The sequence below is a fragment of the Azospirillum sp. B506 genome, from assembly GCF_000333595.1.
GTDB lineage: Bacteria > Pseudomonadota > Alphaproteobacteria > Azospirillales > Azospirillaceae > Azospirillum.
This window is the reverse complement of sequence record NZ_BADK01000877.1, coordinates 1-16,118: the sequence shown is the minus strand read 5'-3', so window position 1 is coordinate 16,118 and position 16,118 is coordinate 1. Positions and strand designations below refer to the sequence as shown.

Sequence of the window (16,118 nt, the reverse complement as noted above, 5' to 3'; positions counted from 1 at the left end):
CTGGGCGGCTGGCAGGCAGGCGTGGAGCTGGATCCAGGGCGAGTGGGTGGAGGGCAACCCGCCCATCGTCGGACCGCTGTCCCACACGCTGTGGCTCTCTTCGACGGTCTTCGACGGCGCGCGCGCCTTCCAGGGCGTGGCCCCCGACCTTGACCTGCATTGCGCCCGCGCCATCCGCTCGGCCCAGGTGATGGGGCTGGAGCCGATGGTCACCGCCGGCGAAATCGAGGAGCTGTGCTGGGACGGCATCCGCCGCTTCTCCAAGGAGGCGGAGCTGTACATCCGCCCGATGTTCTACGCCGATGACGGCTTCGTCGCCCCGGCGCCGGAGAGCACGCGCTTCGTGCTGTCGATCTACGAGGATCCGCTGCCGCCGCCGACCGGTTTCGCCGCCTGCATCTCCACCCGCCGCCGGCCCATCCCGAGCATGGCCCCGACCGAGGCTAAGGCCGCCTGCCTCTATCCGAATGCCGGTCTGGCCTTGACCGAGGCGCGCAAGCGTGGCTTCCAGAACGCCATCATGCTGGACGCCATCGGCAATGTGGCGGAATTCGCCACCTCCAACATCTTCATCGCGGCGAATGGCGTGGTAAGGACACCGGTGCCGAACGGCTGCTTCCTGAACGGCATCACCCGCCAGCGCGTCATCGCCCTGCTGCGCAACGACGGCGTAACGGTGGAGGAATGCACTCTGACTACAAAGGACGTGCTGGAGGCCGACGAGGTCTTCTCCACCGGCAACCACGCCAAATGCGTGCCGGTGATCAAGGTGGAGGACCGCAGCCTCCCGGCCGGGCCGCTGTTCCAGCGGGCGCGGGCGCTCTACTGGGAATATGCGTTCCGCTGATCGAGCAGCGCCACCGCCACCCGGCGGTGATGGGCCAGCGTGGCGGCCAGACGGGCCAGCCACGCATCGCTCCGGCAGGCCGCGGCGGTCAGGGCGCCGCGGCGCCGGGCGGTGGCGAGGCGCGCTTGCGCCGCGAGTGTGCTGTGCAGGCGGAGCGTTGCCGCAAGTTTGATGGCGTTGGCGCGGCCAGTGCCGCCGAGCAGCGTGACGCGAAGTTCCTGCCTCGGCGGCTTGACGTCATGGGTGCGGTGAAGGTCGTCCAGGTGGGCGGCTCGGTCCATGGAATGGACGGTAACGCCTGCCGGGGCGGCCGGTAAAGGGAATTTTTCCTAGGATCGCGCGCCCGGTGGGGAGGTGTTTCCCCCCAACCCTCACTGACTGGCCCAGATGATCCGGGCCATCCAGGCGACGTCCGACAGCGGGATGCTGCGGTCGGGGTGGGCGCGGTTGATCGACAGCAGCTCGATCTTGGTCGCCGTCTCGCGGATCAGCTGCTTGGCCATCACCTCGCCGCCCTTGGTGCGGACGACGACACGGTCGTTGCGGCGGATCTGGGCGGCCGGTGAGACGATGATGGTGTCGCCGTCGCGATAGACCGGCTCCATGCTGTCGCCGGAGATTTCCAGCGCATAGGCGTGCGGGTCGCCCAGGCTGGGGAACAGCAGCTCGTCCCAGCCGCTGCCGGCGGGAAAGCCGGCGTCGTCGAAATAGCCGGCCGATCCGGCCTGGGCATAGCCGATCACCGGAACCCGTTGCAGCGGCGTGGTGCCGGCGCCGTCGCCGACCAGCGACACGAATTCCGACAGGGACGCGCCGGTGGCGTCCAGCACCTTGGAGATGCTTTCCGTCGACGGCCAGCGCAGCTTGCCGTCGTTGGTCGTGCGCTTGCTTTTGTTGAAGGTGGTCGGGTCCAGTCCGGCGCGCCGCGCCAGCCCGGAGGCGGAGAGCCCGTGCTGTGCCGCAAGACGGTCGATGGCCCGCCAGATGTCCGTGTGTTTCAGCATGGGACGATAATCTCATAAAGTGGCGACACCGTCCCTAGGAACTTTTTCATAAATCCGTTGACCGCCGGTGTTTGTGGGAACATAACGCAAACGGACGGTGCCGCCGCATCCCGGGACCGGTGCCCCCTCTTTCAAACATCCGAAGCCGCAAGGAGACCAGCATGCTGAGTCCGGCCGCCCCCGCCTTGTCCGCCGCCCGCCTGTCCCAGACCGTGGCTTTGAAGGCGGAGCCATACAGTGTCGATGGCGAACCCTTCGCCGGTGCGGAGGAGGCGTGGTTCTGGGCGGTGCAGGCGCAGGACGCCAAGGCGGCCGGGGCGCGGATCGTCGCCGGCTGCGGGCAGATCGCACGGCCCTGCGAACCGCAGGACGTTCTGCGGGCGGTCGACCGGCTTTACCGGATGCGCAAGCTGATGCGCGACCATCTGCATGTGCTGGTCCATTACGGCCGGCGCCAGAGCGCGCCGGTGCCGGAGCGCTTCCGCGAACAGCGTGCCCATAGCCTGTGGCGGGAGGCGTTCGAGGTCATCGCTCCGGCCCTCCGCGACAAGGGGATTGCGCGATGACCGCCAGTTGGACGGCGGCCTGGGTGGTCTATCGCGGAGAGGCGCCGTTGTGGTGGCTGCGTCTGCTGAAACCGGGCTTCCGCCACTGCCTGGCCCTGCTGACCGACGGGCAGCGCTGGGTGGCGGTCGATCCGCTCGCCGGCTTCACCGACGTGGCGGTGCTGGATCTGCCCGCCGATTTCGACCTGCCGGGCTGGTACCGCGCCCAGGGACTCGTTGTGGACGCCGCCCCGCTGCGCCGCCCGGACGGTCCCGCTCCCTGGGGACCCTTCACCTGCGTCGAGGCGGTCAAGCGCCTGATCGGCCTGCGCGTCCGCCGGGTCCTGACCCCCTGGCAACTGCACCGCCACCTGACCCGAGGAGACCGCGAATGCCCGCATCCGCAGCCGTGAAGACGCCCGCCAGCCGTGCGAGGGAGCTGTCGGAGCCGGAGGCTCTGCTGGAGCGTTACCGCGTCGCCCGCGACCGGCGCGGCGTGTGGGAGAGCCACTGGCAGGACTGCTACGACCATGCGCTGCCCAACGGCCGGCCCTTCCGCGGCGGCGGCACGCCGGGCGAACGCCGGGTCGACCGGCTGTTCGACGGCACCGCCCCCGACGCGGTGGAGCAGCTGGCGGCCAGCCTGCTGTCGGAACTGACGCCGCCCTGGTCGCGCTGGTTCGGCTTCCAGCCCGGCCCGACCCTGACCGGGGTGGAGCGCGACCGGGTCGCCCCTTTGCTCGACCGTGCCGCCGGGATCGTCCAGGCCCATTTCGACCGCTCCAACTTCGCGGTGGAGATCCATCAGGCCTTCCTCGACCTTGTCACCGTCGGCACCGCCAGCCTGCTGATGGAGGAAGCCGCCCCCGGCGCCCCGTCCAGTCTGCGCTTCACCGCCGTGCCGCTCGCCGAGGCGGTGCTGGAGGAGGGGCCGGACGGCCGGCTCGACGCCACCTTCCGCCGCAGCGAGGCGACGCTGGCGCAGATCCTCCAGCGCTTTCCCGGCGCGGATCTACCGGACGAGCTGCGCAAACAGGCGGCCGGGGAACCCGACAGCCGCTTCCCGCTGGTCGAGGCGGTGCTGCCCGACGGTACGGCCTATCGTTGGGGCGTGGTGCTGGACAGTGGGCTGGCCGAGCCGTCCTGGCTGGCACAGGGACGCTTCGCCCAATCTCCCTTCGTGAATTTCCGCTGGCTGAAGGCGCCGGGCGAGACCTATGGCCGCTCGCCGGTGATGAAGGCGCTGCCGGACATCAAGACCGCCAACAAGGTGGTGGAGCTGGTGCTGAAGAACGCCTCCATCGCCGTCACCGGCATCTGGCAGGCTGATGATGACGGCGTGCTGAACCCGACCACCATCCGGCTGGTGCCCGGCACGATCATCCCCAAGGCGGTCGGGTCCGCCGGATTGACGCCGCTGGCCAATCCCGGCCGGTTCGACGTGTCGCAACTGGTGCTGGACGATCTGCGCGGGCGCATCCGCCATGCGCTGTTGGTCGACCGGCTGGGGCCGGTGGAATCGGCGCGGATGACCGCGACCGAGGTGCTGGAACGCGCGGTCGAGATGGCCCGGCTGCTCGGTGCCACCTACGGCCGGCTGCAGGCGGAGCTGATGACGCCGCTGGTGCTGCGGGCGGTGTCGATCCTGCGCCGGCGCGGCGAGATCCCGGACATCACCGTCGACGGCCGGCTGGTGGAGTTGCAGCACCGCTCCCCGCTCGCCCAGGCACAGGCGCAGCGCGACGTGCAGGCTGCGCTGCGCTGGCTGGACAGCGTCAAGGCGCTGGGACCGGAAGCGGAGGCCACGGTGGATGCAGCGGCGACCGCCCATTGGCTGGGCGAAGCCTTCGGCGTGCCCGCCAAGCTGATGCGGGCGGCTTCCGCGCTCCCTCCTGCCATACCTTCTCCTACACCTTCTTCCACACCTTCTCCCTCTGCCCCTCTGGTTGTTCCGCCCGTAGCCGATCCCGGAGCGGTCGATGGCTGACCGTCCGATGATCGAGCGGACCGGTTGGGACTGGCTGGAGCCGCCGCTTTCGTCCGATCCGGCACCGGCCTCGGCGTCCGACGCCGATCCAGCGCCCAGCTTCGCCCGCTGCTTCGCCGGGACCGATGGCGCGCGGGTGCTGGCGGTGCTGCGGGCGATGACGCTCGACCGCGCGCTGGGAGCCGAGGCGTCGGAAGCGGCGCTGCGTCACCTCGAAGGACAGCGCCAACTGGTTGCCACCATCCTTGCGCTGGTCGCGCGTGGGCGGGCGGGCTGACCGGTGGTGCGTCCACCTTCTTCCCCATTTCTTTAGGAGTTGATGATGGCCGATACTCTGCTGACCGAAGCCGCTGCTCCCGCCTTGGCCGATGCGGTCCCGCCGCTGCCGATCCCGGAGAAGTTCCGCGATCCCAGGACCGGGGGCCTGCGTGTCGAGGCTTTGCTGAAATCCTATCTGGAACTGGAACGCCGCCTCTCCTCGCAAGGCCAGTCCCGGCAGCCGCCATCGGACGCAGCGTCCGAGTCGCCCACCCAGCCCAGTCCGTTCGATGCGGCCACATTCGATCCAGCCAGAATCGATCCGGCGCAGTTTCGCCGGCTGCTGGGGGCGCCGGAGACGCCGGACGGCTACAGCATCGCCTGCGACCATGGCCTGTTCCAGCCCGATCCGGAGATCAACGGCCGCTTGCATGAGGCCGGCTATACCCCGACCCAGGCGCAGCTTCTCTACGATCTCGCCGCCGAGCGGATGATTCCGCTGATCCAGGCCATGGCCGCGGAGTTCCAGGCGGAGCGCGAGGTGGAGCGGCTGGTCGCCCGCTTTGGCGGCGAGGAGCGCTGGCGCGAGGTGTCGCGGCAACTGCTGGCCTGGGCCGGCAAGGCGCTGCCGCCCGCCGCGGTGGAAGGGCTGGCGACCAGCTACGAAGGTGTCATGGCGCTGTACGCCATGATGACCGGCAGCGAGCCGGCGGCCCTGTCGATGGCCGGCAACCCGCCGGGTCGCGGTGATGGCGAGGCCGAACTCCGCACCCTGATGCGTGACCCACGCTATTGGCGCGAGCGCGATCCGGCGGTGATCGCCCGTGTCACCGAAGGCTTCCAGCGGCTCTATCCGAGTCAGGGGTGAGGGGACGCGCTGTCGGCCGCCGCCCTCCCCGGACAAGGCGGATGGCGGCCGGCAAAAGCGGGCGGCAGCGGGACAAAGCGTCGCAGCATGCAACTTTTGTAGGGGTTGGACAGGGTGCCGTTGCGCGTGCGAAGAAGAATCGCATTGCAAGATTGAAACGGACTCGTCACTTTCCCTTCAGAATGACCAACCGTCCGTTTGTCTAACGGACAAGAGAGCGACGCCAGGCCCGATGACGCTGCGCCGCAAGATTCGCTGGCTGACCTGGATCGGCCTGATCGTCTGCCTGATGGCGGCGATTCCCGCGCTCTACCTGCTGCGGCAGGGCATGATCGTCGAGCGGGGGCAGATCGCTGCTGCCCTGGTCGATTCGACGGGCTTGCTGCTGCGCGATCTGGAGCGGTCGGCGACCTCCGGTGCGATCTCCGGCGACGAGGCGCGCGACCGGGCGCGGACGGCGCTGCTGGCCCTGTCGGCCAAACCGTTCCATGTCAGGATTTTCACGGACGGCATTGTCCCGGCGGGCTGGTCCGCCATGAACCGCGCGGTGACGGCGGAAGGGCGGTTCGAGCCCTGGGGCTGGGCCATCGCCGCCGCCGGCGACATCGACGATCTCGACCGCGACTTCCTGATGGAAGCGTCCGGCTTTTTGCTGTTTCTCGTCGCCCTTCTGGCGCTGAGCTGGCCGGGATCGCTGCTGCTGTCGCAGCTTGCGGTCGGGCCGTTGGAAGCGTTGTCGGACCGGATGCGCCTGCTGACGGAGGGGCGGACCGACATCGACATCCCCGGCCGCGACCGCCGCGACGAATTCGGGGCGATGGCCCGCGCGATGGAGTTCTTCCGCCGTGCCGCCATCGCCCTGATCGAACGGGACGAGCGGCTGGCCGGCATCATGAACAATGTCGGCGAGGCGATCCTGCTGGTCGACACCCGTGGCCGGATCGAGGAGCACAACCCCGCCGCAATGGCCCTGTTCGGCGTGGCTGCCGGGGAATTGCGCGGCCGGCCGCTGTCCGGGCTGTTCGCCGCGGCCGACCGGGCGCGGATCGACTCGCTGCTGGCCGCCCTGGCGGCGGAGGCGGAGGTGCCGGAGCCGGTGCGGGAGCAGGCCCTGGGAATCGAGCGCGCCGGAACCGGCGAGCGGATCGATGCCTCGCTCAGCGTGTCGCCGCTGGTGGTTCAGGGACGGCGCGGCTTCGTCTGCGTGCTGGCCGACGTGACCGACCGGCTGCGTCAGGAACGCGAACTGATGCGGCTGGCCACCCGTGACCGGCTGACCGGCCTGCCCAACCGGGCGATGATCGAATCGCTGGTCGAGGCGGCGGTGGAGCGCAGCCGCCTTCATCGGCGGCCGTTCGCCGTGCTTTGCCTCGACCTGTCGCGCTTCAAGCTGATCACCGACACGCTGGGCCATCAGGCCGGCGACTCGCTGTTGCAGGAGGTGGCCCGGCGGATCGTCGCCTCGGTGCGTACCGCCGATCAGGTCGGCCGGATCGGCACCGACGATTTCGCCGTTGTCCTTGAGGATGTCCGCGACGCCGACGAGGCGGCGGAGATTGCCGAGCGCATCCTGGCGTCCTTCGACGCGCCGGTCACCCTGCCGGGCTGCGAACATTATGTCCGCCCGGCGATCGGCATCGCCGTCTACCCGACCGATCTCGCCGGCGACGAGGCTGTCGGGCGGCGGGACGGCGACGATCCCCAGGCGCTTCTGCGCGCGGCCGAGACGGCGCTCTATGCCGCCAAGCGGATGGGCGGGCGCCGCCACGCCTTCTTCCGTCCCGAGCTTGCCGAACAGGCGCGGCGCCAGCTGGCGCTGGACGGCGACCTGCGGGCAGCGCTGGCGCAGAAGCAGTTCCGCCTGCATTACCAGCCCAAGGTGTCGCTGATCGACTTCTCGCTGGAGGGGTTCGAGGCGTTGCTGCGCTGGGAAAAGCCGGGGCGGGAGCAAGAGCCGGGGGTGATGATTCCGCCGGGCGAGTTCATTCCGGTGGCGGAGGAGACCGGCTTCATCGTGCCCCTCGGCGACTGGGTGCTGGACGAGGCCTGCCGCCAGATGCGCGAATGGCTGGATGCCGGGATGGAACCGGTGCCGGTTGCCGTCAACGTATCGCCCAAGCATCTGCGCAACCGCAGCGCCGAGGATTTCCAGCGCATCATCGACCGCCACGGCCTGCCGCCCGGCCTGATCGAGCTGGAAATCACCGAAGGGGCAGTGATGCAGGATCTCGACCATGCCCTGTCGGTGCTGGCGGCCTTGAAGGCCCTCGGCATCCGGGTGGCGGTGGACGATTTCGGCACCGGCCATTCCAGCCTGAGCTATCTGAAGCGCCTGCCGATCACCACCTTGAAGATCGACCGCTCCTTCATCAACGGCGTCCCGAACGAGCGCGAGGATGCCGGCATCGTCTCCACCATCATCGCGATGGCCGACATGCTGGGACTGCATGTGGTCGCCGAAGGGGTGGAGAAGACCGAGCAGGCCAATTTCCTGCGCCGCCACAATTGCACCCAGGTCCAGGGCTGGCTGACCGGCCGCCCGGTTCCGGCCGAGGCCGCTTGCCGCCTGTTGATGGAGCGGCTGCGCCAGGCGACCTTAGGGGCTGCCTGAAGCGGATGCCGTCTTCCGCCGCTGCCGGGGGACCATAAGGTCGGCCAGCGTGACCGGGTGGAAATTCCAGACATCGACGCCGACGTCGATCTGCCGGGGCTGCGGCTTCAATTGGCCGTGGCTGTGGCCGTGCAGGTTCAGCGCCTTGCGGTGCATGCCGTTCCAGGTGCGGAAGGCGTAATGGCACATCACCAGATCGATGCCGTCCAGCGTCAGTTCGGCGTAATGTCCGACGCTGGCCCAGCCGGGTAGCGTCAATGTCGCCGGGCCGTCGTTGTTGCCGGCGATCAGATGCTTGGTGCCATTCAGCCGGCCGAGCAGGGCCGCCATGGCCTCAGGCTCCAGATGCAGGGCGAAGTCGCCGAGGTGCCAGATCTCGTCGTCCGGACCGACGGTGGCGTTCCAGTTCGCCTCCATTGCCGCGTCCATCTCGGCGGTGGATTCGAAGGGACGGCGGAACCGGCCGCGGGCGCCGCCATGGCCGAAATGGGTGTCCGAGGTGAAGTATACGGTCATCGGCCGGTCAACGCCGGCGCGCCGCGGGCTGTTCCCGCTACAGGGTCCCGCATTGGGGGTCTGCTGCGCGCGCCGGCGGACTCGCGGTCAGTGCTTGTGGTCGCCCGCCGCAGGGTCGAGGAAGCGGTGCATGTGGACGATGTAATAGCGGGTGTGGGCGTCGTCGATGGTCTGGCCGGTGGCGCCGCGCCATGCCTTGTAGGCTTCCTCATAGTTCGGGAAGATGCCGACGATGTGCAGCTTCGACGGATCGACGAACTGGTCCGAGTCCGGGCGCACGAGTTCGCCGCCGAACACGAGGTGGAGGAGCTGTTTGTCGGGCATGGCCTTGGTCCTTGTAGCCGGGGGTGATTGGGGAGTTCTGGCTGTCTTTGCGCCGGCAGGCCGGCTGATGCGTCGCATTCTCATATCCGCCGTCCGGGCGGTGCTTCAAGCCTGTTGACACCTCCATCGACCTTTGCCACCACGGGACTGCGGCGTTTTCAGGATCAGGATAAAGAATCCCTCCATTTGCCGCAGATGATGGACACCGGAATCACGGCCGAACACTGCGAGGATCGAGCGATGGCAAGTGGTCATACCGCGACTCGGGAGAAACACGGGCGCGAGCTGCGGGTCTGGGACCTGCCGACCCGACTGTTTCATTGGGCGCTGGTCGCCGCGGTGGCGGTCGCGATTCTGTCGGCGGAGCTTGGTGTGCTTGCCGTTCATATGTTGGCGGGTGAAACAATTCTCATCCTTGTGCTGTTCCGTCTGGGCTGGGGGATGGTGGGCAGCCAGACCGCGCGCTTCACCGATTTCGTGAAGGGACCGGCAGCGATCCGCGCCTATCTGCGGCGGTCGCGGGCGGGCGGGGAGGCAGCTTTCACCCTGGGACATAACCCGCTGGGCGCGCTGATGGTGGTGGCGCTTCTGCTGGTGCTGCTGATCCAGGCGGGCAGCGGGCTGTTCACCAGCGACGACATCCTGGTCGACGGCCCGCTGGTTCCGCTGGCATCCGGCGCCACCGTGGCGCTGCTCAGCTCGCTGCACCGGCTACTCGCCAACGGCATCTTCGTGCTGGTCGGGCTGCATGTGGCGGCGGTGTTCTTCCATCTTCTGGTCAAGCGCGACAACCTGATCCGCCCGATGGTCACCGGCTGCAAGATCCTGCCGGCACGGCTGGCGGCGACAGAGCCGCGGCGCGCTTCGGCGGCGCTGGCGCTGGCAATCCTGGCGGCGTCGGCCGGGTTGGTTTTCATGGTGCTGCGCGCTGCCGGTTGAAGCGGCCGGCCGGCTCCGCGCCGGTCTCGCCGGCATATGCCATTGGTTGTGTGCGACAATGCGTCGTCTGGGGTTTCGTGCTCACCAGTCTAGAATGACTCTAGATTGATCCGCACAAAACACCACGAAACCAATGATGCCGGCCCGATTTTCGGGATCGATCGGCCTTTGCCTGAATAGACCTTCAGGTTGTGGTTGGGAGGTCGGCCGGCCGGGGGACCGCCAGTCATGCACGCACAAACCGGGTACCGCCCGACCGCAGCGCTGAAAGGCCTGCTGGTCGCCACCGTCGCCGCCCTTGGCATCCTTGCCGTGACCGCCGGCGCCGCATCGGCCGCCGATCCGGCGGCAGCTGGAACCGCTGCCGGTGGCGACGCCCTGATGGCCCGTGCACGCGAGCTGTTCAAGCCGCTGCCCGCCACCCTGCCCATGGTCCGCAACAATGCGGTCACCCGCGAGAAGATCGATCTCGGCAAGATGCTGTTCTTCGATCCGCGCCTGTCGGCCAGCGGCATCTTCTCCTGCAACAGCTGCCACAATCTGGGGCTTGGCGGTGTCGACGGGCTGGAGACCTCGGTCGGCCATGGTTGGCAGAAGGGGCCGCGCAATGCGCCGACCGTGCTGAACGCGGTGCTGAACGTGGCCCAGTTCTGGGACGGCCGGGCGGAGGATCTGAAGGCGCAGGCCAAGGGGCCGATCCAGGCCGGCGTGGAGATGAACAGCACGCCCGACCGCGTGATGGCGGTGCTGAACAGCATTCCGGCCTACAAGGCCAAATTCGCCGATGCCTTCCCCAACGAGAAGGACCCGGTCAGCTTCGACAATGTCGCCATGGCCATCGAGGCGTTCGAGGCGACGCTGACCACCCCCGCCGCCCCCTTCGACCAATATCTGGAGGGCAAGGCCGATGCGCTGACCGACAGCCAGAAGGCCGGGCTGGAGCTGTTCATCGACAAAGGCTGCGCCGGTTGCCACAACGGCGTCAATGTCGGTGGCCACGATTACTTCCCCTTTCGGGTCGTCGCCAAGCCGGGGGCCGAGATCCTGCCGCCGGGAGACAAGGGCCGCTTCGCCGTCACCAAGACCGCCGACGACGAGTATGTCTTCCGCGCACCCACCCTGCGCAACGTCGCGCTGACCGCCCCCTATTTCCATTCCGGCAAGGTGTGGGACTTGCGGCAGGCGGTGGCGGTGATGGGATCGAGCCAGCTTGGCGCCACCCTGTCCGAGCAGGAGATCGACAAGATCACCGCCTTCCTGACCGCGCTGACCGGTCAGCAGCCGCGCGTTGACTATCCGCTGTTGCCGGCCAGCACGCCGGCCACGCCGCAACCTGTCTTCAAATAAGGACGAGGCAAAGAAAAAGCCCTTCCCCACGCCGGTGGGGAAGGGCCTTTCCAGCGGGGATGCCGCTTATTCGGAGCGGTAGCGCTGGTGGCAGGCCTTGCAGCTGTCGGCCATGGCGCCGAACGCCTTTCCCGTCGCGGCCTTGTCGCCCGACGCGGCGGCGACTTTCAGGGCCTGGGCGGAGGCCTGAAGGCCCTGCGCCTTGGCGGTGAAGTCCGGGAAGTTGGCCCAGATCAACTCCTTGGCCGCGGTCTTGCCCTTGTCGGAGCCGGGGGGGAACAGGCTGGGGATCCTGGCGGCGATAGCGTCGATGCGGTCGGTGACCGGGCCGATGGCGGCAAGATCGCCCTTGCCAACCGCGTCCTTGATCTCGCCCATCGCCTTCTTGAAGTCGTCGAATCCGGCCTTGCGGGTCTGGATCACGTCCTGGGCCAGAGCAACGCCGCCGGTCAGCATCAGCGCGGCCGTTGCCGCAAGCACGATACGGGAAAACACGGTTCTTGTCCCTTTCTTGAATTCGCCCCCGGCCGGACTTACACACCGCCAAACCCGGACTGTCAAGTGAAGTGGGCATGACGGGGATCCATCATCATGACGATCATTTGTGCAGCAAGAATCAATGCTGGGAGGAACCGGATTCTGATTTTGGCGCTGCTGCCGGATCGACCGCCCGACGGCCGGGAGTGGCGGCGATGTTCTCCGATACGGCATCGCCACAGGGCGAAAAAAGCACCGGACAGCGCGGTTTTCACCGGCCGACCGGCCTTGCAACCGGGGTGGAGCGGAAGTAAGGTCCCGCCTCGCGCCTTCCACCCGGAGGGGCAGGCGTCCACGACGCCTCCGCCACACCGTCCTATAGCCCTGAGGGGGCCCGCCGCCATGTCGATTATCGCGTCCCGTCTCTCGCGCATCAAGCCGTCGCCGACCATCGCCGTGACCAACAAAGCCCGCGAACTGAAAGCGGCCGGTCGCGACGTCATCGGCCTGGGTGCCGGCGAGCCGGACTTCGACACCCCCGACAACATCAAGGCCGCCGCGATCAAGGCGATCGAGTCCGGCGACACCAAATACACCGCGGTGGACGGCACCCCCGCTCTGAAGAAGGCGATCTGCGCCAAGTTCGAGCGCGAGAACGGCCTGAAATACACGCCGGAGCAGATCACCGTCGGCGTCGGCGGCAAGCAGGTGCTGTACAACGCCCTGATGGCGACGCTGAACCCGGGCGACGAGGTCATCATCCCGGCCCCCTACTGGGTCAGCTATCCGGACATGGTGGAACTGGCGGAAGGCACACCGGTCGCCGTTTCCTGCCCGGCCGAGCAGGGCTTCAAGCTGCAGCCCGCCGACCTGGAGAAGGCGATCACGCCGAAGACCAAGTGGCTGATCCTGAACTCGCCGTCGAACCCGTCGGGTGCGGCCTACACCCGCGCCGAGATGAAGGCGCTGACCGACGTGCTGGTCAAGCACCCGCATGTCTGGGTCATGACCGACGACATGTACGAACACCTGCTGTATGACGGCCTGGAGTTCGTCACCCCGGCCCAGGTCGAGCCGTCGCTGTACGACCGCACCCTGACCGTCAACGGCGTGTCGAAGTCCTACGCGATGACCGGCTGGCGCATCGGCTATGCCGGCGGCCCGAAGGAGCTGATCAAGGCCATCGGCGTGATCCAGAGCCAGTCGACCTCCAACCCGACCTCCATCGCCCAGGCCGCCGCCGTCGAGGCGCTGAACGGTCCGCAGGACTTCATCAAGGAGCGTGCGGAGGTGTTCCGCGAGCGCCGCGACCTGGTGGTGTCGATGCTGAACCAGGCCACCGGCCTCAGCTGCCCGAAGCCGGAAGGTGCCTTCTACGTCTATCCGTCCTGCGCCGGCACCATCGGCAAGACGACCCCGGACGGCAAGGTGATCGAGACCGACGAGGATTTCGTCACCTATCTGCTGGAGTCGGAAGGCGTCGCCGTCGTCCAGGGGTCGGCCTTCGGCCTCGCCCCGCATTTCCGCATCTCCTACGCGACCTCGACGGAAGCGCTGGAAGAGGCGTGCAAGCGCATCCAGCGCGCCTGCGGCAACCTGCGCTGATCGCCGCCGCCGCGGTGATCGGATAAGATGATCGGATAAGAAAAGGGCCGGCGCCTCGGGGTGCCGGCCCTTTTTGCTTGGGGGCGTTACTTCGCCGCCAGCATCCTGTCGATGGCGCCGACCGCGAATTTCAGCACCGCTTCATCGGCCAGCTTGCCGTCCTTGATCTTCTCGCCGACACCGCCGACGACCACCTGGGGACCGCCCAGCAGCTTGGCGGGAAGTGCCAGCAGCGTGTCGTTCACCTGCTGATGCGCCCGCACGCCGCCGGTGAAGGCGGGCGAGTTGGAAATCACCAGCACCGGTTTGCCGATCAGCGCCGACTTGCCATAGGGGCGCGAGGCCCAGTCGAGGGCATTCTTCAGCACGCCCGGCATGCCGTAATTGTATTCCGGCGTGACGATGACCACGCCGTCGGCGTCGGCGATGGCCTGACGGAAGGCATGCACCTCCGCCGGGGCGTCGGGGGTGTCGATGTCCTGGTCGTAGAGCGGCAGGCGCAGGTCGCGGATGTCCATGCCGACACCGGCCGGCAGGGCGTCCTGCAATCCGCGCAGAATGGCCAGGGAGTTGGAGTTGCTGCGCAGGCTGCCGGGCAGGCCCAGCAGTTTGGCGCTCACCGTTGCATCGGTCATGAAGCGGTTGCCTTTCCTCTGTTCGGTCTTGTGGCCGGGGGCTTACCGGTTGCTGCCCGTTCCGGTCCATTCAATGAATAGCACGGCGCTGAAATGGTCGGTGCAGGTCCAGCCTACCAACAGGGCATGGCGGAATTGTCGTTGGGGCGCAGCCAGACGGAGAGTCCGGTCCAGCTGTGACCATCTTGGGTTCTGACTGTTGGTGGGCTGGATGACTACCTAATTAGAGGGCACACAAAGGGCGGGGCGCGCGACCGTGCGCGTCCATCGGTTTTGACCTTTGGTACAGGCGGCTTGGAAACCGGGAGGCAACATGGCGACGCGGCGACTGGATCGGGACGACCACGTTCGGAAACATCTGGCGCTGATGCTGCAGGAATGGCAGACGATGACCGGTCGCGACATGGCGACCGCCACCGCCGACCAGCGGCTTCAGCACTGCACGACCCTGCTGATCGACCTGTTGGGCGAGGCGGAACGGGCGGACGAAGCGGCGATGGCCGAAGCCTGAAGACGGGAGCGGCCCCGGGCAGGGGGAGCCGCTCCATCGCCAGCCTGACCGTTATTGCGGTGCCATGCGGATGGCGCCATCCAGACGGATGACGTCGCCGTTCAGCATCTCGTTCTCCAGGATGTGCTGGACGAGGCGGGCATATTCCTCCGGCTTGCCGAAGCGCTTGGGGAAGGGGACGGTTGCGGCGAGGCTGTCCTGAACCTCCTGCGGCATGTTCAGCAGCATCGGCGTGCCGATCAGGCCGGGAGCCACCGTCATCACGCGGATGCCGTTGCGGGCAAGGTCGCGGGCGGCGCAGACGGTCAGGGCGACGATGCCGCCCTTCGACGCGGCATAGGCGGCTTGGCCGATCTGTCCTTCATAGGCGGCGACCGAGGCGGTGTTGACGATCACGCCGCGCTCTCCGCTGTCCAGCGGGTCGAGCTTTGCCATGTCGGCGGCGGCCAGCCGAAGGATATTGAAGCTGCCGATCAGGTTGACCTCGATCACCGAGCGGAATTTCTCCAGCGGCATCGGCCCATCGCGGCCGACGATGCGCTGGGCCGGAGCGATGCCGGCACAGTTCACCGCAATGCGCGCCGGACCATGGGCGGAGCGTGCCTGATCGAACGCGCGCTCGGCGGAGGCGCCGTCGGTGACGTCGCAGACCAGACCCAGCCCGCCGATCTCGTGCGCGGTCTTCAGCACCGCGTCCTCGTTGACGTCGAGCACGGTCACCTTGGCGCCGAGACCGGCGAGATGACGCGCCGTCGCCGCCCCCATGCCCGAGGCGCCGCCGGTGACGACGGCGGACAGACCCTGGATGTTCATGGCATCTCCTCCTTAATTGCAGCCGGTCCGTGCCGGGCGCCGGCCTTGTGTCCAACAGGATGCGTTCGCACTTGTTGTTTGCCAGATGGCGTGTCCACCAGATGGCCACTGCACCATACCACACCGTATGGGGTGAAACATCATGGCGGCGAGGGAGCTGCCCGCCGTCTTCCGAAGGGCCGTTTCCGAAAGGGATTTCAGCGTCCATGACCGTATCGTCCGTCTCTCCCTCCCTTGCCACCGGCACCGAGCTGGCGGTTCCCGATCCCGACCGGGTCGAACGCGACGAGCGGCTGGTCCGCCGCCGCTTCTGGCAGAAGCTGCGCGCCAACCTGCACCGGATCCCATTCCTGGAAGAGTTGCTGGCTGCCTATTTCTGCGCGACCGATCCGGCGACCCCCTATCGGGCGAAGGCGATCCTGCTGGCGGCGCTGGCCTATTTCGTGCTGCCGTTCGATGCGGTGCCGGACTGGCTGCTGATCGCCGGCTTCACCGATGACGCCGCGGTGCTGGCAGCAGCCGTGCAGACCGTGCGCGCCAACCTGACGCCGGCCCATTGGGGGCGGGCGAAGGAAGCCCTGCGCGTGGAAACGGGCAGCGCCGGAACGGATGTCGGTTAGAGTCTGGTTTTTCGTGTGATTCACGCTTCAAGCGATACCGCTTGAAACGATCACACTCTAAGTCCGCGCCGCCTTGCGGCCGTCCGCCGCGTCGCGGTGCATGGTGTAGAGCGCGGACCCGGCGATCACCAGGGCGCCCAGCCAGCCCCACGCATCCATGGTCTGGCCGAAGACGATCCAGGCCACAGGGCAGTGAAAGGCAAACCGGCGT

20 protein-coding genes are annotated in these 16,118 nt (G+C 67.8%); 13 read left to right on the top strand and 7 right to left on the bottom strand.

Annotated features, from left to right (window positions below; translation table 11 throughout):
- Window positions 1-31 precede the first annotated feature (31 nt).
- Entirely contained in the window at window positions 32-847 is an 816-nt protein-coding gene (locus tag I71_RS27095) for a branched-chain amino acid aminotransferase (protein WP_042701270.1), read from the top strand.
- Here the strand turns inward: I71_RS27095 and I71_RS27090 are convergent.
- Together I71_RS27090 and I71_RS27085 are read right to left on the bottom strand one after the other, a co-directional pair.
- Window positions 823-1,128, bottom strand: coding sequence for a hypothetical protein (locus I71_RS27090; RefSeq protein WP_042701268.1), 306 nt, complete (start codon window positions 1,126-1,128; stop codon window positions 823-825). The genes I71_RS27095 and I71_RS27090 overlap by 25 nt on opposite strands.
- Before the next feature lie 90 nt (window positions 1,129-1,218).
- Window positions 1,219-1,851, bottom strand: a complete 633-nt coding sequence (locus I71_RS27085) for a helix-turn-helix transcriptional regulator (protein WP_042701266.1) — start codon at window positions 1,849-1,851, stop codon at window positions 1,219-1,221.
- 161 nt (window positions 1,852-2,012) lie between these two features.
- On the opposite strand from I71_RS27085, the gene I71_RS27080 reads away from it, so the two are divergent.
- The 6 genes from I71_RS27080 to I71_RS27055 all read left to right on the top strand — a co-directional run bounded on the left by I71_RS27080 (window position 2,013) and on the right by I71_RS27055 (window position 8,120).
- Window positions 2,013-2,417 carry a hypothetical protein gene (locus I71_RS27080; protein ID WP_049976357.1) on the top strand — a complete coding sequence of 135 codons (405 nt, stop codon included), beginning with the start codon at window positions 2,013-2,015 and terminating at the stop codon, window positions 2,415-2,417.
- Window positions 2,414-2,809 carry a hypothetical protein gene (locus I71_RS27075; protein WP_042701264.1) on the top strand — a complete coding sequence of 132 codons (396 nt, stop codon included), beginning with the start codon at window positions 2,414-2,416 and terminating at the stop codon, window positions 2,807-2,809. Before I71_RS27080 ends, I71_RS27075 begins: the two co-directional genes overlap by 4 nt.
- Window positions 2,788-4,383, top strand: a complete 1,596-nt coding sequence (locus I71_RS27070; protein ID WP_042701261.1) for a portal protein — start codon at window positions 2,788-2,790, stop codon at window positions 4,381-4,383. The genes I71_RS27075 and I71_RS27070 overlap by 22 nt, the downstream gene beginning before the upstream one ends.
- The gene (locus I71_RS27065; protein WP_042701259.1) at window positions 4,376-4,660 is read left to right on the top strand and encodes a hypothetical protein; all 285 of its coding nucleotides are present in this window, start codon (window positions 4,376-4,378) and stop codon (window positions 4,658-4,660) included. Before I71_RS27070 ends, I71_RS27065 begins: the two co-directional genes overlap by 8 nt.
- A gap of 45 nt (window positions 4,661-4,705) precedes the next feature.
- Window positions 4,706-5,509: a hypothetical protein gene (locus I71_RS27060; protein ID WP_042701257.1), complete on the top strand. Its 804-nt coding sequence runs from the start codon at window positions 4,706-4,708 to the stop codon at window positions 5,507-5,509.
- A gap of 232 nt (window positions 5,510-5,741) precedes the next feature.
- Complete coding sequence (locus I71_RS27055) at window positions 5,742-8,120, top strand: bifunctional diguanylate cyclase/phosphodiesterase (RefSeq protein ID WP_042701255.1); 2,379 nt, start codon at window positions 5,742-5,744, stop codon at window positions 8,118-8,120.
- On the opposite strand, the gene I71_RS27050 is transcribed toward I71_RS27055, so the two are convergent.
- Both I71_RS27050 and I71_RS27045 read right to left on the bottom strand, forming a co-directional pair.
- Window positions 8,106-8,636 (bottom strand): metallophosphoesterase family protein, encoded by a 531-nt coding sequence (locus tag I71_RS27050; protein WP_042701253.1) that lies wholly within the window; start codon window positions 8,634-8,636, stop codon window positions 8,106-8,108. The two genes, I71_RS27055 and I71_RS27050, sit on opposite strands and share 15 nt — an antisense overlap.
- Window positions 8,637-8,723: 87 nt before the next feature.
- On the bottom strand, window positions 8,724-8,960 hold the full coding sequence (locus I71_RS27045; protein ID WP_042701251.1) for a DUF4170 domain-containing protein: 237 nt from the start codon (window positions 8,958-8,960) through the stop codon (window positions 8,724-8,726).
- A 240-nt stretch (window positions 8,961-9,200) separates the two neighbouring features.
- On the opposite strand from I71_RS27045, the gene I71_RS27040 reads away from it, so the two are divergent.
- Together I71_RS27040 and I71_RS27035 are read left to right on the top strand one after the other, a co-directional pair.
- Window positions 9,201-9,899 carry a cytochrome b/b6 domain-containing protein gene (locus tag I71_RS27040; RefSeq protein ID WP_042701276.1) on the top strand — a complete coding sequence of 233 codons (699 nt, stop codon included), beginning with the start codon at window positions 9,201-9,203 and terminating at the stop codon, window positions 9,897-9,899.
- A 228-nt stretch (window positions 9,900-10,127) separates the two neighbouring features.
- Window positions 10,128-11,246: a cytochrome-c peroxidase gene (locus tag I71_RS27035; RefSeq protein WP_085940792.1), complete on the top strand. Its 1,119-nt coding sequence runs from the start codon at window positions 10,128-10,130 to the stop codon at window positions 11,244-11,246.
- A gap of 66 nt (window positions 11,247-11,312) precedes the next feature.
- Here I71_RS27035 and I71_RS27030 read toward each other — a convergent pair whose 3' ends face one another.
- The gene (locus tag I71_RS27030; protein ID WP_042701249.1) at window positions 11,313-11,741 is read right to left on the bottom strand and encodes a cytochrome c; all 429 of its coding nucleotides are present in this window, start codon (window positions 11,739-11,741) and stop codon (window positions 11,313-11,315) included.
- A gap of 77 nt (window positions 11,742-11,818) precedes the next feature.
- On the opposite strand from I71_RS27030, the gene I71_RS37815 reads away from it, so the two are divergent.
- Window positions 11,819-12,037, top strand: a complete 219-nt coding sequence (locus tag I71_RS37815; RefSeq protein WP_148294382.1) for a hypothetical protein — start codon at window positions 11,819-11,821, stop codon at window positions 12,035-12,037.
- A gap of 88 nt (window positions 12,038-12,125) precedes the next feature.
- Window positions 12,126-13,328, top strand: a complete 1,203-nt coding sequence (locus I71_RS27025; protein WP_042701247.1) for an aspartate transaminase — start codon at window positions 12,126-12,128, stop codon at window positions 13,326-13,328.
- Window positions 13,329-13,414: 86 nt separating this feature from the next.
- Here I71_RS27025 and I71_RS27020 read toward each other — a convergent pair whose 3' ends face one another.
- Complete coding sequence (locus I71_RS27020; RefSeq protein ID WP_042701245.1) at window positions 13,415-13,963, bottom strand: NADPH-dependent FMN reductase; 549 nt, start codon at window positions 13,961-13,963, stop codon at window positions 13,415-13,417.
- Between the two features lie 313 nt (window positions 13,964-14,276).
- On the opposite strand from I71_RS27020, the gene I71_RS27015 reads away from it, so the two are divergent.
- The gene (locus I71_RS27015) at window positions 14,277-14,474 is read left to right on the top strand and encodes a hypothetical protein (protein WP_042701243.1); all 198 of its coding nucleotides are present in this window, start codon (window positions 14,277-14,279) and stop codon (window positions 14,472-14,474) included.
- Between the two features lie 51 nt (window positions 14,475-14,525).
- Here I71_RS27015 and I71_RS27010 read toward each other — a convergent pair whose 3' ends face one another.
- Window positions 14,526-15,287 (bottom strand): SDR family NAD(P)-dependent oxidoreductase, encoded by a 762-nt coding sequence (locus I71_RS27010; RefSeq protein WP_042701241.1) that lies wholly within the window; start codon window positions 15,285-15,287, stop codon window positions 14,526-14,528.
- A gap of 206 nt (window positions 15,288-15,493) precedes the next feature.
- Between I71_RS27010 and I71_RS27005 the strand changes: the two genes are divergently transcribed.
- Window positions 15,494-15,907: a YkvA family protein gene (locus I71_RS27005; protein WP_083897423.1), complete on the top strand. Its 414-nt coding sequence runs from the start codon at window positions 15,494-15,496 to the stop codon at window positions 15,905-15,907.
- The last annotated feature ends 211 nt before the right edge of the window (window positions 15,908-16,118 follow it).

What these genes read in the sequence shown, in the direction of transcription:
- I71_RS27090 (WP_042701268.1), bottom strand. Translation starts at nt 1,128, where the DNA reads ATGGACCGAGCCGCCCACCTGGACGACCTTCACCGCACCCATGACGTC.
- I71_RS27085 (WP_042701266.1), bottom strand. Translation starts at nt 1,851, where the DNA reads ATGCTGAAACACACGGACATCTGGCGGGCCATCGACCGTCTTGCGGCA.
- I71_RS27080 (WP_049976357.1), top strand. Translation starts at nt 2,013, where the DNA reads ATGCTGAGTCCGGCCGCCCCCGCCTTGTCCGCCGCCCGCCTGTCCCAG.
- I71_RS27075 (WP_042701264.1), top strand. Translation starts at nt 2,414, where the DNA reads ATGACCGCCAGTTGGACGGCGGCCTGGGTGGTCTATCGCGGAGAGGCG.
- I71_RS27070 (WP_042701261.1), top strand. Translation starts at nt 2,788, where the DNA reads ATGCCCGCATCCGCAGCCGTGAAGACGCCCGCCAGCCGTGCGAGGGAG.
- I71_RS27065 (WP_042701259.1), top strand. Translation starts at nt 4,376, where the DNA reads ATGGCTGACCGTCCGATGATCGAGCGGACCGGTTGGGACTGGCTGGAG.
- I71_RS27060 (WP_042701257.1), top strand. Translation starts at nt 4,706, where the DNA reads ATGGCCGATACTCTGCTGACCGAAGCCGCTGCTCCCGCCTTGGCCGAT.
- I71_RS27055 (WP_042701255.1), top strand. Translation starts at nt 5,742, where the DNA reads ATGACGCTGCGCCGCAAGATTCGCTGGCTGACCTGGATCGGCCTGATC.
- I71_RS27050 (WP_042701253.1), bottom strand. Translation starts at nt 8,636, where the DNA reads ATGACCGTATACTTCACCTCGGACACCCATTTCGGCCATGGCGGCGCC.
- I71_RS27045 (WP_042701251.1), bottom strand. Translation starts at nt 8,960, where the DNA reads ATGCCCGACAAACAGCTCCTCCACCTCGTGTTCGGCGGCGAACTCGTG.
- I71_RS27040 (WP_042701276.1), top strand. Translation starts at nt 9,201, where the DNA reads ATGGCAAGTGGTCATACCGCGACTCGGGAGAAACACGGGCGCGAGCTG.
- I71_RS27035 (WP_085940792.1), top strand. Translation starts at nt 10,128, where the DNA reads ATGCACGCACAAACCGGGTACCGCCCGACCGCAGCGCTGAAAGGCCTG.
- I71_RS37815 (WP_148294382.1), top strand. Translation starts at nt 11,819, where the DNA reads ATGACGGGGATCCATCATCATGACGATCATTTGTGCAGCAAGAATCAA.
- I71_RS27025 (WP_042701247.1), top strand. Translation starts at nt 12,126, where the DNA reads ATGTCGATTATCGCGTCCCGTCTCTCGCGCATCAAGCCGTCGCCGACC.
- I71_RS27020 (WP_042701245.1), bottom strand. Translation starts at nt 13,963, where the DNA reads ATGACCGATGCAACGGTGAGCGCCAAACTGCTGGGCCTGCCCGGCAGC.
- I71_RS27015 (WP_042701243.1), top strand. Translation starts at nt 14,277, where the DNA reads ATGGCGACGCGGCGACTGGATCGGGACGACCACGTTCGGAAACATCTG.
- I71_RS27010 (WP_042701241.1), bottom strand. Translation starts at nt 15,287, where the DNA reads ATGAACATCCAGGGTCTGTCCGCCGTCGTCACCGGCGGCGCCTCGGGC.
- I71_RS27005 (WP_083897423.1), top strand. Translation starts at nt 15,494, where the DNA reads ATGACCGTATCGTCCGTCTCTCCCTCCCTTGCCACCGGCACCGAGCTG.